Here is a 12,855-nt window from a genome sequence, read left to right as displayed (position 1 = left end):
ACCGTCCGAAGACAAATACCGATTTCTCAGCGTCGATCTTGCAAGCAAGATCATTACTCACTCGTTGTTCAGTTTTCAAAGATCAAACTTATTTCGCTGTTGTGCGCGTTGTTCGCCACAGCAACTTTTATATCTTATCACATCCGAACCAACTTTGCAAGCTCTTTTTTTAAGTTTCTTTCGAAGCTCATTTTTGCTTGCCGCACCGTGTTTCTCGTGTTTTCTTGGCCGGAATTAGAATATACCATGTACAAATTTCGATTGCAAGCTTTATTTTCAATAAAGTTTAAATCCATATTCTTATCTATTAATTCCGAATCCCTTTCTTCTATAATACAGAGTAGTTGCTGATATTGTATAGGCCGCGGAGATAGACGGAGTGTTACTTCGTATTTCGTTATGGAGTATTTATAAACAAATTAGGAGTTATAGTTCCGTCCAACACTCGAGTACCTCAACCAATAACCATAACCAGGGAAGTCACACCTACCTCCAATAAATTGATTGAATGGTACGGGCGAGACAGACCCTGGCTCTTATATAACCTTAGCGTCTATATAATCCAATCTTTTGATGACTATAAAATTCGTTTGCCCAGTAATGAAGCAATTAACTCCACACCAAGGCGGGCCGTGTGCCTGTTCTGATCGAACAGCGGATTAACCTCCACCAAATCCATAGACGTGATGCGGTTTGTGGAAGCGAGTAGTTCTAGTGCAAAATGGGCCTCACGGTAATTCAATCCCCCTGGTACCGGTGTCCCCACACCTGGAGCCTCACGCGGGTCAAGACAATCCATATCAAAGCTAATATGAATACCATCCGTCCCTTCTCCCACTACAGCCAGCGCTTGTTCAACAACTTGCTGTATACCTATCCGATCAATATCGTGCATCGTAAAGCTTTTGATACCAAGCGCTCTAATCTGTTCTTTCTCATATGCATCCAGATCACGCAAGCCAATATAGACCAGATTGGAAGGATCAACAAACGGCCCCGCATACGGAATATGAGACAAATTAAATGCAGAATGTCCCAAAGCGGCAGCCACACTCATCCCATGCATATTTCCAGACAGACTACGTTCTTCCGTATTCAAATCTGCATGGGCATCAAACCAGATTACACCCAGATTGGAATAATGCGCAGACAACCCGGCAAGAGAACCTATGGCTACACTGTGATCCCCACCCAGAACAAGTGGAAAAGCACCTCCTGCTATCGCATCAGATACTTCATTGCACACTCTCTCGCTCACCTGGGTAACCTCGGACACATATTTTACACGATTGCGTTCAATTGGAACAACAGACTCTGAAGGACAATCGACACGTATCTCTTTTGATACATTCAACCCAAGGCTAGCAATTTCTCGTTTCAGCCCGGCTGTAATTAGTTCATCCGGACCTAACTCGGCCCCACCTCGTGCCCCGCCTAATCCAAAAGGAACCTTAATGATGGCAACATCATGATGACGCAAAAGCGATTGACTTGTTTCATTAGAAGCATTCAGCAATCCGGCAGATTCCATATCATTGATTCCCATGTAGGCCAGCTCCTTCGTTGCTTATATGAAGTATTCAAAGAATGAAAGGTATTTAGTCGCCCAACACCTGAGTAATTCGTTCCAACGCCCAATCGATCTCAGCCTCCGTAATGGTCAGTGGCGGAGCAAAACGAATCGTTGTATCATGGGTTTCCTTACAGAGCAGACCGACAGACATTAATTTCTCACAATATGAACGTGCAGGCACATGCAGATCCACACCGATAAACAATCCTCTACCACGAATTTCACGCACAGCCGAACTGCGAAGTCCCTGAAGCTTTTTCATAAAATAATTCCCCAGACGCTCCGAGCGCTCCGCAAGCTTTTCATTCTCCAGAACTTCCAATGCTGCGACAGCCACGGCACAAGCCAGTGGGTTACCCCCAAATGTGGAGCCATGAGAGCCAGGTTCAAACAAATCCAGTATTTCTGCATTAGCAGCAATAGCCGAGATGGGCATCACTCCCCCGCCCAGCGCTTTACCCATAATCCAGATATCCGGCTCAATCCCTTCCCAATCAGAGGCAAACCGACGTCCCGTTCGTCCGAATCCAGTCTGAATTTCATCCGCCACAGTCAGCACCCGATGCTGTTTGCACAGCGTAAAGGCTTCGGCAAGATAACCTTCAGGCGGAATGACAATGCCAGCCTCGCCCTGTATGGGTTCCACAAGAAAAGCGGCCGTGTTCGGTGTGATCGCCTGCTTCAGCGCTTCAATGTCGCCATATGGAATGATTTTGAATCCGGGGGTAAACGGTCCGAAGTCTTTTTTATACTCTGCTGAAGATGAGAAAGAGGTAACCGTCAGAGTTCTTCCATGAAAATTACCAGAGCATACGATGATTTCAGCCTGATTCTCAGGAACACCTTTGCAACGATAAGCCCACCTCCGCACTGCTTTCACGGCTGTTTCAACAGCTTCAGCTCCCGTGTTCATGGCAAGAATCTTGGATTTTCCGGTAAAGTGCGAGAGCTTCTGATAGAAATGGGAGGCAGCACTGCTGTGAAATGCCCGTGATGTTAATGTTACCCGATCCGCCTGATCCTTCAGCGCCTGGATGATTGCCGGATGTCTGTGCCCATGATTCAATGCCGAGTATGCACTCAACATATCCATGTAACGGCGACCTTCCGGGTCCTCAACCCATACTCCCTCAGCCTGTTCTATGACGATAGGGAGTGGATGATAATTAGGTGCAGCATAACGTTCCGACCAATCCATTAACATTTTCGAATCCGACATATACCCCCATCTCCTCCTTTTATTATATTGTATACAAAATACAATATTAATGTATGCTTCGCCACGACCATTTACGACTCCTGCTCGCTTTTTCCGCAATCACCTAATCTTTCTTCTCCTCGCATATGATTTGTATTAACGGGATGTGGAGAGCTTGCGTTCCAGCCAGGTAAGCAGGTTAGCCAGTGTAAATGTGATTATAAAATATATCGCAGCTGCAACAAGGAGCGGGGCGAGCGGCTGGAAGGTAACACCCTGAACGGCTCTGGCCGTGTAAATAATTTCGGCAATCCCGATCATGGAAACAAGCGAAGAGTCTTTAATAATAATAATGAATTCATTACCTATAGCCGGGAGCATATTCCGAAACGCCTGTGGCAGTATAATGTAGCGAAGTGTCATGCCATGAGACATCCCGAGAGAACGTGAAGCTTCAGTCTGTCCTTTATCGATTGCCTGAATCCCCGCCCGGAATACCTCTGCCATATAAGCCGAGCTGTTCATAGTCAGCGCGGCCACCCCCGATATAAACGCAGTTAGGTTCACACCAATTACAGTCAGACCATAATGAATAATGAGAATCTGCACCAACATCGGCGTACCCCTAATGAGTTCGATATACGTTGATGCTATGAATTTGATAGGCCATGCTCGCGATATTCGCAGCAGCGCCACTACAACTCCCAGCAATGTACCAAACAGCACCCCAAAGAAGGAAAGCTCCAACGTTACCCACGCGCTGCGCGCATAATCCTGCCAATGTTCCGATAGAAAGGAGAAATCTAAATTCACGGCATACCCCTCACTCGCGTCTGGTTTATTCGCCTAACATCTCATTAGCTTCGACGACGAAGCGTTCGATGTCCCCACCCGTTTTGAGCTTCGCCAGCGTACTGTTGATCTGATCCACGAGCTCCTGATTGCCTTTTTTAACAGCGATTGCCGACCCACCTTCATCCTCCGCCTGTTCAATCTTCACGTTGGCAACAACCAGTCCCTCCTGGTTCTTTACATACTGCTGTGCAACCGGTTTTTCCAGAATAAGTGCATCTACCCGTCCAGTCTGCAATTCAAGAATCAATTCGGGGATTTTGGCAAGAGAAGTAAGTTTGGCTCCTTGAATGTCCTGAGCAATCCCTTCCTGAATGGAGCTTTTCTGTACACCTACCTGTTTGCCCGACAAATTATCCAGTGAGGTCAGCGCGTCGTCTTCATCCGCTCTAACGAGCACAGCCTGTTCTGCATAATAGTAAATATCCGTAAAATCGACGTTCTTCTTTCGCTCTTCCGTAGGTGTTAAGCCTGATATCACAAAATCAACTTTGTCCGTGCTGAGCGCCATAAGCAAGCCGTCAAAATCCATGTCCTCAATCTTCAGCTCAACTCCCATATCCGCAGCAATCGCCTTTGCAATCTCAATGTCAAAACCTACAATAGTGTCTTTGCCATCAATGCTTTTGTGAAATTCATAAGGTGCGTAATCTGCACTGGTGCCAAGCACGATCACTTTCTTCTCTGCGGCGCCATTTTCCGTAGATGGAGAAGGTTCCAATCCGGTACCCGTCGTTTGTTCCTGTCCGCAAGCAGACATAACCATCACCATTAACAACAGCATCGCTGGCAAAAGCACTCTTTTCACACGGCATACCCCTGTTCTATTTTGGAATGATAAAGACGTAAATTTTGTATACAATATACACAAGACAATATATGGACTTTTATGTAAGTAATACTAACAAACATTCTCTGGTGTGGCAATATATTTAACAAATTTACAAGATGATATTCCATAAAAAGTTATTTACATCACATATATCTGACACCGCTCGGATCATTAAGTTTGCTTGCTCAACTCCCCCCTCGGTGTTAAGATGATAAAAACTTGAAACTCCCGAACGGCGCACCATTAAGGGACTCACGCCCTCATACATCCAATCACCACAATATACAGAAGGGGGGATTCGGTATGGAAGCACCCAAATACCGATCCTTGAAAGATCACGTTTACGATTATATCGCGCAGAAAATTCAGGACGGGACATTACTTCCCAATCAGAAGATTAATGAAGCGGAGATTTGCAAAAAGTTGGACATTAGTCGTACGCCTACTAGGGAAGCCTTATTCCAACTCGCTTCTGACAATCTTCTGCAATACATCCCACGCAGGGGATTTATCGTCACTCCTTTTGATGCTAGCAAAAAACTCGAGTTCTCCCAGGCGATCGGGGCGCTCGAAGCACTCGCCGCCACACTCGCGGCAGATCAACTCAAACCGTCTGAACTCCTGGAGATGGAAACCCTTGTCGCACGGATGGATGAAGATATTACCCAGCTTGATCTGGCTGCTTACAGTAAAAATCAATATCAATTTCATAACCTGTACATCCAGCGCTGCGGCAACGCCACTGTCATCGAGATGTTAAACACCTTGAAAAACAGCTTTATACGACAGTCTTATGTTAGCGACAACAAGCCGAAGCTATCTGGTGTGCTCAATGAAGTAAATGAAGAGCATCGTCAAATCGTTAGCGCTTTTCGGGCAAAGGATAAACTGCAGCTGGAGGCACTGCTGAAGCACCACTGGCGCATCATTGACAACGATATGCTTTAATGGGCTCATCCCCAGTCTTGAGTGAACGTTTCTTTATAACTGACTGAACAGGACTTCAAGCCTAAGAACATGGAAAAAGGCACCTCCACTTTAAGAGCGGGGTGCCTTTTTCCATGCCCGTTTTGAATCAGCTAACGTTTTCACATCCGTTATTGGAGCGACCTCTCCGCCAACAGATAATCCTATACGTTCTGTTTACGATCGTTATCCATTGGCGTTCTCGCTTCAAAGACAGCATAGCCCAGTCTTTTGCGGTATCTCAGAAGCAAACGATCATTTGTGCGGCTCATACGCTGTACTTGTTCATCCTCAAACAGAGTTACGTCCATCTCTCGATGAGGATCATGATCTGTCCCCCACATTTCCATAGAGCGTGATTTTTCTTTTATCAATACCGAAGTGAATCCGCTCTGTTTAAGACGTCTTTTCCATGTGGTCGTGGTGGCGAGTGTCTTTATTCCATAAAATTGTTTGAGCCTCCGGCTCATCATTTCTGTCTTCCTTCCAGACAATATCATTTCTCGATCAATGAAGAGACCTCCCGGCTTCAAAACCCTTCTATATTCCGCAAGTGCGCTGCGCCAATGAGTGAAGATCGTAACAGACTCGACAAATATCACATCAAAATAATGATCCGGAAAAGGCAAGGATTTCACATCCGCCTGAATAAAACGAATATCCAGACGTTCTCGCCGGGCACGTCGCACCGCTTTCTCCAACATCTGTCGGTTAAGATCAACCGCAGTTACCCGATAACCGTTTCGAGCCAGATAACAAGCCGTCCTCCCTGTACCACATCCCACCTCTAACACCTTACTTTGCGCAGGCAGAGACAGCTTATCCAGCAGCTGCATCGTCGCCGTGAACCCTCCCGGATGGGCACTCCCCTCCCCAAGCCGGGCCAGCAAATCATGATAATCCATGACATCCCCTCCCTTTCACTCCCTCCAGTGTATGGAGCAGACTGAAAAACGGCTCCTCCCTATATAAATTCCGGGTACTCGTCCATACCAATTCGTCCTCTCTTTACTATGATATACAAACCGTTGATTTCAAGCGGCAACCGCACCTAATGAGGAGGATTTACATGTACAGAATTAATCCCATATGTGAAGAAACGGTTTCTCCACACGTTGGACGTTCCGTTTGTCTCGTTATGAACGACGGTAGGCATATGTATGGTACGCTTGGTCAATGTCGTGATGGCAAAATTTATTTGAACGGATGTTTCCAAGGACCACGGCTGTGTTCAGTCAAATCTAAACAGCAGCTTGTAAAAAGCAGCAAGAAAAATGCAGTTGCAACAAAGAAAGTTAAATCTTCGGCCTACGGTCCATATGGTTATGGAGGATACGGTAGGGGTTACGGCTATGGAGCAGGAATCGAACTGGCTCTGGTAGCAACGCTGTTTCTGCTGCCATTCCTGTTTATCTAAACTCTCCAGACAGAACAAAGAACCTTCTCGCTTCATGCGAGAAGGTTCTTTGTATTCTTTAGCACAGCCTAAGGTTTCTTCTTCAGCCACTGTTGCAGGTTAGATAACCCTATAGATGCTTCCCTCCGCCTCAGCCTAACACCTCATTTCTATTCTACAAACCCCGGATTCTAATAAACACATAATAAAACGGGTGTATTTCCATCTCATTATTCGGCATAGTTGAAAAAAAAGATATAAAAAAAGGCATTCGCCAAAAACGAATGCCGGAACTTCATATTTAATACCCTTACCTTTATGCAAGATGTCAGGTTCAACTTAAAAAAAAACACCTCGTTAGAGGCGGGTAAGCTATGTTAAATCCGATTTCCTTTAGGCATCGTTTTCAGATTGCTATTCGAATTTTCAAGCAATGGCAGCATCCTGGTCGTGCTAACCATCTCAGAAGCACATATCGGACAAGTAGGCACGCTATCAAACGCAAAATTGTCCCGCATCCATCCTTTGCACGTATCACTCGTACATTCCCAGATTGCCGCATCCGCTTGTGGAATCTCTTCCAACGGTTTTTTGCGATTATACATGACTTCTACCCCCTTTGTTATGGAAAAACATCTAAACCGACGTTATTTCACAAAAGCCACTACTTAGCGGAAGTTTTGTCCCGCCTGGACTTCTGTCTCGACAACTATTGGGCCGACTTACATTTATAACTGCTCAAAAAAAAGAAGCTGCCTTTACCATTATAACATGTTAAAGGCAGCTATGCTTTAATTACAGTTTTACAACTTCTTCTGCTTGAGGACCACGGTTTCCTTGTACAATTTTAAATTGCACGCGTTGACCTTCGTCCAGCGTTTTGAAGCCTTCGCCTGTAATAGCGCTGAAGTGTACGAATACATCTTCTCCGCCTTCAACTTCGATGAAACCGAAGCCTTTATCAGCGTTGAACCATTTTACTGTTCCGTTTTGCATGTGAATTACACCTCCAAATAAAGATTAACATGTTCCTTTGTTCTTTGCAGCAAGCAAATAAAAATTCACACATTGAAAAAGGTACCAGTCATAACCTATAAGTGATCGCCCTTTACAATATGTGAATTAGGTTTTCCACTCTCTACAACTTGTTTTTATTATAACTCCGTTTTCACCAAAAAGCAAATCTTTGTATTTTCTTTTCAAACAGCTTTGGAAATACATGTTATTCCCCCCACTGAAACAGGGTTTTCGCGTTCCCTGACCGCTCATTGCGATCTTATGAAAGGATATGCAGATCCGAACCAACTTATACATTTTCTATAAAATTTTTTGACATGCATATCCAATACCAACATGAAACCTCAATTTACTTGATACAAACTAAGTCCACGCCCACATGAAGGCATCCCGATCCCAAGCAATTTGCCCACGGTGCAACTTGCGGAAGGCTTTCTTCACTTCTTTTGATAAAGAAGTATTTCCATTCTCATTCACAAATACAAATTCTTCTCCAAAATGGGCCTTCACATATTCAATTGCAGCTTCCTGATGAAGTGTACCTGTGAATTTGATCTCCTGTACCATCCATTCAGCCACTTCCTGTGCTGTCTTTTCCACCATATCACCTATTTATCTATTCATTGTACGGATGAACGGGCTTACGATCATGAACAAGCCTGTCATGCCGCCAGACTGAAGTATACCACGATCCCATGGCTGGCGGTAAACAGAGTTGTGGTGTAGAGAGGTCCGAGCTCGTTTAACGAAGCACTGAACTGCCGGCTTTACTGCTCATTGAAGAAAATGACTTCGTTCGAGCACTCAACATTAACCATACGCAATGAACAACCAACACAGCCAATATGAAGAGATCGTAAGGAAGCGTTCCGGCATCTTGCCGGTCATTGCCAAGGAATTGAATCAAATTATGTATGAAATGGAGCAGAATAAGCGGTACGATATTTCCGTTTTTTAACATCAACAGCGCAAGCACCGCTCCAAGCAGCAATGCATAGATCAGTTGCAACATCGTATCTGCCATACTCTGACCGGATAGTGCATTCATGATATGTGTGATTGAAAATAACACACTTGAAGTGACGACTGCAGCAACCGCACTCTTGCGAAGCAATATTTTGAAAATAAGTCCACGGTAGATCGTTTCCTCTACAAAGGCGACAAGCAGCGTGAAGCAGATAAAAAAAGTCACCTTGGACGGGGTTAATTCTGTAAATCCTTTTAGCACGAGAGTACCCAGTACAAGGAGTAGCGGAATATAATACTTTGCATGACTTGCCGGGATGGCTCTTAAGGATCGGAATCCGGTATCTCCCCACTTACGGCGCATCGTTAGATAGATGATGAGTACAAGAGCAATTGGAGTAAACGACATAAGCACAGGTGATGTGTAATCCAGTTGCTTCACGGTTGCAACGGCTCCTGCCGCAAATACTGCCAACAATAGGAGCAGTTCAATTATGACTACCGCTAGCACGGGTCTCCGCGAGGAGAAGGATTGGTTTTGCCTGGAGTGCGGGGTTTTCATCGAGTGTACCAGCCTCATTTCATTTTTAGTCGTTGTCACATGAACATGATATGACAATTTAGTTGTATCATATCTACGAATATTCAGATATCCTTTTTTGGATAAAATGATAAAAGTAACAAAAAAGAGAATTCCTCTTACAACTTTTACCTTACAATCAGGTATGGCTGAAGTACTAACCTGTCCATTATAGTAGTAATGAAATGAAATCGCTGCAGGGATGTTCCTCATCTGCGACGTCTTATATTATGTAGAGTTATGATCAAACTGCGCAATGAAAATGAAATCAGGGGGATACTATGAAAGCATTATTTCTGCGCTGGGGACATTTGCTGGCCATTTTATGTATACCGCTTCAAGGCTCCATTTATGTATTGCTGGGCAGTAACACCGGAAGCGATGTCTTCTACAATTATGCCTGGATTGATACACAGATTCCTTTTATCAAAGAATTTATTTATCCTTACGTCAGCTGGATGCCGATTCTGTATCTTGGATTTCTTTATTTGGGTCTGACGAACAAATCGCTATTCTGGCGTATGCTAATTACCTATAACGTAGGTGTGATCGCGGCCAACGTCGTTTTTGCGGTCTTCCCTACTTTCGTGCCGCGTCCGGAAGAGATTGGAACGGGTCTAAGCAGTACGCTCGTACAGTTCATTTATACCAATGATGCTCCGTTTAACTGTTTTCCAAGCATACACTGTCTCACAAGCTATCTGCTCTTCATTATCATCAATCGCCACTTGAACTTCAAACCGCTGGCTCGAATCTCCTGGTCAATATGGCTGTGGCTGATCATTGTCTCGACGGTATTTGTGAAGCAGCATTCTCTGCTGGATGTAGCAGGCGGAATTCTGTTCGCTGAAGCTGCCTACTGGACTGTGCATGTTTTTGCGGTTCGCACAGGTTTGGTAAGCAAAAAAGCAAAGCAGTCACTTACGGCTACAAATACAAGCAGCAATGCTTAATATACGATTTATATTGCAAAGGCAGGAGTTATTCGACTGTCATGAAATCAAAAAAAGGAGGGCCAAGGCCCTCTTTTTTTGCGTAATTTGTGTTGATGCTTATAATGTAAGAACTTTTCAAGGAGACCACGACGAACCTGCTATCACACGATGGGTGGACGTTCATGAAGCAAATCAGATGGGGGTCTCCCCATTAAGCGCTTGAATATCCGGTAAAAGTAAGACAGATCACGGTAACCGAGAAATTCCGCAATTTCCTGGATGGAGAGTTGTGACTCGGTAAGCAAATACACCGCTCTTTTCATCCGTTGATCATGAACATATTGGCTGATCGTCTGATTCGTCATGCTTTTAAATAATGCAGCAGCGTAATTAGGTGTTTTACCGATCTCGTCCCCAAGCTCTTCTTTCGTAACTCGCTGCCGGTAATGCCGCTCAATGTATCGCTTCATCCGTTCCGCATGTACATGTCTCTCCGGTGGAATAACCCCTCGATCCAGTTCCCTGTTTATATAAATAAGCACTTCCATCAATAAGGCTTGGCTCATCATGACATAATAAGACGGACGTTCCTGCCATTGCTGCTGGATGGCTTTCATGCGTTCATGAATCAGTTCATAACATGCGGGCTTATGTCGCAAGACCTCCTTGCGTTCCAGCGCGGGCAAACCTTTTGCATGATCCCCCTGTAATTGAACAACAATTTGAGTATGGGTTACAGTGGGAATACTCTTGCCGTAATATGGAATGCCAGCAGGGATGAGCAGCAACTCGCCCTTCTCCATGATCTGCTTCTCTCCGTTCACCCAATATACACATTTTCCATAAGTAACCAAGCTCAGCCGCCATGTTGCCTGTGACTGTACTGCTTTTTCGTACCAACCGACACCGTTAATGTGCCGCACATCTAATGGAGTGACCATAATACACCTCATTATTGGACTATACTCTAATCATTGTACTATAGTTCATACCCTGATTCGACAGAAAACGCTACAATACACATATAAGCAAACATATGAGGAGGAAAATAGCATGTTGAAAACAAAAATTATTTGTACTATGGGACCTGCTTGTGACTCAATCGACTTGTTGAAAGTAATGATTCAGGAAGGGATGACTGTTGCCCGCCTGAACATGGCTCACGGTGAGCTGGAAGATCACGTGGCACGGATTAACAATATCCGCAAAGCGGCTTCCGAATTGAACACATACGTACCGATCATGATGGATATCAAGGGACCGGAAGTTCGTATCGGTAAACTGAAAGAAGCGTCCTGCCATCTGCAAGCGGGTAAAGAGCTGATTCTGACTACTGAAGAAATTCTCGGTGACGCTGAGCGTATCTCGGTAAACTATCCGGAATTAAACCTCGTTGTGAAACCTGGAGATCGCATCCTCATCGATGATGGCCTGGTGGATCTGACTGTACTGTCTGTTAAAGGATCAGATATTCACTGTAAAATCATCAGCGGCGGCATTCTGAAACCACGTAAAGGGGTTAACTTGCCAGGAATTAAGACGACATTGCCTGGTGTAACGGAACGTGACGTGATGCACATCGGATTCGGCATCGAAAACGATGTCGAAATTATCGCTGCTTCCTTTGTTCGTAAAGGCGACGATATTCGTGAAATTCGCAGTATCCTGAAAGAACGCGGCGTAGAACATGTACAAATCATCTCCAAAATCGAAAACCAGGAAGGCATGACCAACCTGGACGATATCATTGAAGCATCTGACGGTATCATGGTAGCTCGTGGAGACCTTGGGGTTGAAGTACCGATTGAAGACGTACCGATGATGCAAAAAGAAATGATCGATAAATGTAACCGTGCAGGTAAACCGGTTATCGTTGCAACGCACATGCTGGAATCCATGCAAGTGAATCCGCGTCCAACCCGTTCCGAAGTTAGTGACGTAGCTAACGCTGTTCTTCAAGGCGCAGACGTTGTTATGTTATCCGGTGAATCCGCAGCCGGTAAGTATCCGGTACAATCCGTTCGCACGATGGCCGCTGTTGCCCGCCGTGCAGAAACGATGATTGATTACAAAGAACAATTCAACCAAAAGTCTGCTCAACAAGTAGCTGACATCACCGAAGTCATCAGTCAGGGAGCAGTAAGCTCTTCGCTCGTCCTGAATGCCAAAGCGATCATCACTTCTACTGAAAGTGGATTCACGGCGCGCATGATCTCCAAATATCGTCCAAAAGCACCGATCATCGCGGTTACACAGCATGAAGAAGTACTCGCAAAAATCTGTCTGCTTTCCGGTGTCATTCCGGTCATGGGCGACAAGGTAACAACAACCGATGAAATGTTCGAGTCCGCTACACGCAATGCCATCAAAACCGGTTATATCGAAAAAGGGGACATCATCGTCTTGTCCGCTGGCGTACCGATTGGTCAATCCGGTAACACCAACTTGATCAAAGTTCAACAAGTATAAATTCAACTTATGGAAGTTCGGATATAGTTGAACATACAAAAATCCACCGAGAGCAGAACTACGTCTCGGTG

The 12,855-nt window shown here is 44.9% G+C and carries 14 protein-coding genes; 4 read left to right on the top strand and 10 right to left on the bottom strand.

Annotation, left to right across the window (positions count from 1 at the left end):
• Nucleotides 1-577: 577 nt before the first annotated feature.
• The 4 genes from rocF to ACFTRD_RS32420 all read right to left on the bottom strand — a co-directional run bounded on the left by rocF (nucleotide 578) and on the right by ACFTRD_RS32420 (nucleotide 4,431).
• On the bottom strand, nucleotides 578-1,546 hold the full coding sequence (gene rocF, locus ACFTRD_RS32435) for an arginase (RefSeq protein WP_379387115.1): 969 nt from the start codon (nucleotides 1,544-1,546) through the stop codon (nucleotides 578-580).
• Between the two features lie 52 nt (nucleotides 1,547-1,598).
• The gene (locus ACFTRD_RS32430; RefSeq protein WP_379387113.1) at nucleotides 1,599-2,792 is read right to left on the bottom strand and encodes an ornithine--oxo-acid transaminase; all 1,194 of its coding nucleotides are present in this window, start codon (nucleotides 2,790-2,792) and stop codon (nucleotides 1,599-1,601) included.
• A 135-nt stretch (nucleotides 2,793-2,927) separates the two neighbouring features.
• Nucleotides 2,928-3,584 carry an amino acid ABC transporter permease gene (locus ACFTRD_RS32425; RefSeq protein ID WP_379387111.1) on the bottom strand — a complete coding sequence of 219 codons (657 nt, stop codon included), beginning with the start codon at nucleotides 3,582-3,584 and terminating at the stop codon, nucleotides 2,928-2,930.
• Nucleotides 3,585-3,609: 25 nt separating this feature from the next.
• Nucleotides 3,610-4,431, bottom strand: coding sequence for an ABC transporter substrate-binding protein (locus tag ACFTRD_RS32420; protein WP_379387109.1), 822 nt, complete (start codon nucleotides 4,429-4,431; stop codon nucleotides 3,610-3,612).
• 327 nt (nucleotides 4,432-4,758) lie between these two features.
• Here ACFTRD_RS32420 and ACFTRD_RS32415 point away from each other — a divergent pair, with 327 nt between their 5' ends.
• Nucleotides 4,759-5,403 carry a GntR family transcriptional regulator gene (locus tag ACFTRD_RS32415; RefSeq protein ID WP_379387108.1) on the top strand — a complete coding sequence of 215 codons (645 nt, stop codon included), beginning with the start codon at nucleotides 4,759-4,761 and terminating at the stop codon, nucleotides 5,401-5,403.
• A 182-nt stretch (nucleotides 5,404-5,585) separates the two neighbouring features.
• Here ACFTRD_RS32415 and ACFTRD_RS32410 read toward each other — a convergent pair whose 3' ends face one another.
• Complete coding sequence (locus ACFTRD_RS32410) at nucleotides 5,586-6,326, bottom strand: class I SAM-dependent methyltransferase (protein ID WP_379387106.1); 741 nt, start codon at nucleotides 6,324-6,326, stop codon at nucleotides 5,586-5,588.
• Between the two features lie 164 nt (nucleotides 6,327-6,490).
• On the opposite strand from ACFTRD_RS32410, the gene ACFTRD_RS32405 reads away from it, so the two are divergent.
• Nucleotides 6,491-6,838: a hypothetical protein gene (locus ACFTRD_RS32405; RefSeq protein WP_192272587.1), complete on the top strand. Its 348-nt coding sequence runs from the start codon at nucleotides 6,491-6,493 to the stop codon at nucleotides 6,836-6,838.
• Between the two features lie 356 nt (nucleotides 6,839-7,194).
• Here ACFTRD_RS32405 and ACFTRD_RS32400 read toward each other — a convergent pair whose 3' ends face one another.
• From ACFTRD_RS32400 to ACFTRD_RS32385, 4 genes are all read right to left on the bottom strand, one after another.
• Entirely contained in the window at nucleotides 7,195-7,422 is a 228-nt protein-coding gene (locus ACFTRD_RS32400; RefSeq protein WP_024633773.1) for a cold-shock protein, read from the bottom strand.
• A gap of 190 nt (nucleotides 7,423-7,612) precedes the next feature.
• Nucleotides 7,613-7,813: a cold-shock protein gene (locus ACFTRD_RS32395; protein WP_024633772.1), complete on the bottom strand. Its 201-nt coding sequence runs from the start codon at nucleotides 7,811-7,813 to the stop codon at nucleotides 7,613-7,615.
• 384 nt (nucleotides 7,814-8,197) lie between these two features.
• A complete protein-coding gene (locus ACFTRD_RS32390; protein ID WP_062329895.1) occupies nucleotides 8,198-8,434 on the bottom strand; it encodes a DUF6953 family protein in 237 nt (78 codons plus the stop codon).
• Nucleotides 8,435-8,576: 142 nt separating this feature from the next.
• Nucleotides 8,577-9,362, bottom strand: a complete 786-nt coding sequence (locus tag ACFTRD_RS32385; RefSeq protein WP_379387102.1) for a CPBP family intramembrane glutamic endopeptidase — start codon at nucleotides 9,360-9,362, stop codon at nucleotides 8,577-8,579.
• A gap of 299 nt (nucleotides 9,363-9,661) precedes the next feature.
• Here ACFTRD_RS32385 and ACFTRD_RS32380 point away from each other — a divergent pair, with 299 nt between their 5' ends.
• On the top strand, nucleotides 9,662-10,333 hold the full coding sequence (locus ACFTRD_RS32380) for a phosphatase PAP2 family protein (RefSeq protein WP_379387100.1): 672 nt from the start codon (nucleotides 9,662-9,664) through the stop codon (nucleotides 10,331-10,333).
• A gap of 143 nt (nucleotides 10,334-10,476) precedes the next feature.
• Here ACFTRD_RS32380 and ACFTRD_RS32375 read toward each other — a convergent pair whose 3' ends face one another.
• Nucleotides 10,477-11,256 carry a helix-turn-helix domain-containing protein gene (locus tag ACFTRD_RS32375; protein WP_379387098.1) on the bottom strand — a complete coding sequence of 260 codons (780 nt, stop codon included), beginning with the start codon at nucleotides 11,254-11,256 and terminating at the stop codon, nucleotides 10,477-10,479.
• 112 nt (nucleotides 11,257-11,368) lie between these two features.
• On the opposite strand from ACFTRD_RS32375, the gene pyk reads away from it, so the two are divergent.
• Nucleotides 11,369-12,784 (top strand): pyruvate kinase, encoded by a 1,416-nt coding sequence (gene pyk, locus ACFTRD_RS32370; protein WP_379387096.1) that lies wholly within the window; start codon nucleotides 11,369-11,371, stop codon nucleotides 12,782-12,784.
• Nucleotides 12,785-12,855 lie beyond the last annotated feature (71 nt).

The sequence above is a fragment of the Paenibacillus sp. NPDC056933 genome, assembly GCF_042674385.1.
Lineage (GTDB): Bacteria > Bacillota > Bacilli > Paenibacillales > Paenibacillaceae > Paenibacillus.
This window is presented reverse-complemented; position numbering and strand designations above follow the sequence as displayed.

Coding starts and splice junctions, on each gene's coding strand:
- rocF (WP_379387115.1), bottom strand. CDS start 1,546: ATGGGAATCAATGATATGGAATCTGCCGGATTGCTGAATGCTTCTAAT.
- ACFTRD_RS32430 (WP_379387113.1), bottom strand. CDS start 2,792: ATGTCGGATTCGAAAATGTTAATGGATTGGTCGGAACGTTATGCTGCA.
- ACFTRD_RS32415 (WP_379387108.1), top strand. CDS start 4,759: ATGGAAGCACCCAAATACCGATCCTTGAAAGATCACGTTTACGATTAT.
- ACFTRD_RS32410 (WP_379387106.1), bottom strand. CDS start 6,326: ATGGATTATCATGATTTGCTGGCCCGGCTTGGGGAGGGGAGTGCCCAT.
- ACFTRD_RS32405 (WP_192272587.1), top strand. CDS start 6,491: ATGTACAGAATTAATCCCATATGTGAAGAAACGGTTTCTCCACACGTT.
- ACFTRD_RS32400 (WP_024633773.1), bottom strand. CDS start 7,422: ATGTATAATCGCAAAAAACCGTTGGAAGAGATTCCACAAGCGGATGCG.
- ACFTRD_RS32395 (WP_024633772.1), bottom strand. CDS start 7,813: ATGCAAAACGGAACAGTAAAATGGTTCAACGCTGATAAAGGCTTCGGT.
- ACFTRD_RS32385 (WP_379387102.1), bottom strand. CDS start 9,362: ATGAAAACCCCGCACTCCAGGCAAAACCAATCCTTCTCCTCGCGGAGA.
- ACFTRD_RS32380 (WP_379387100.1), top strand. CDS start 9,662: ATGAAAGCATTATTTCTGCGCTGGGGACATTTGCTGGCCATTTTATGT.
- ACFTRD_RS32375 (WP_379387098.1), bottom strand. CDS start 11,256: ATGGTCACTCCATTAGATGTGCGGCACATTAACGGTGTCGGTTGGTAC.
- pyk (WP_379387096.1), top strand. CDS start 11,369: ATGTTGAAAACAAAAATTATTTGTACTATGGGACCTGCTTGTGACTCA.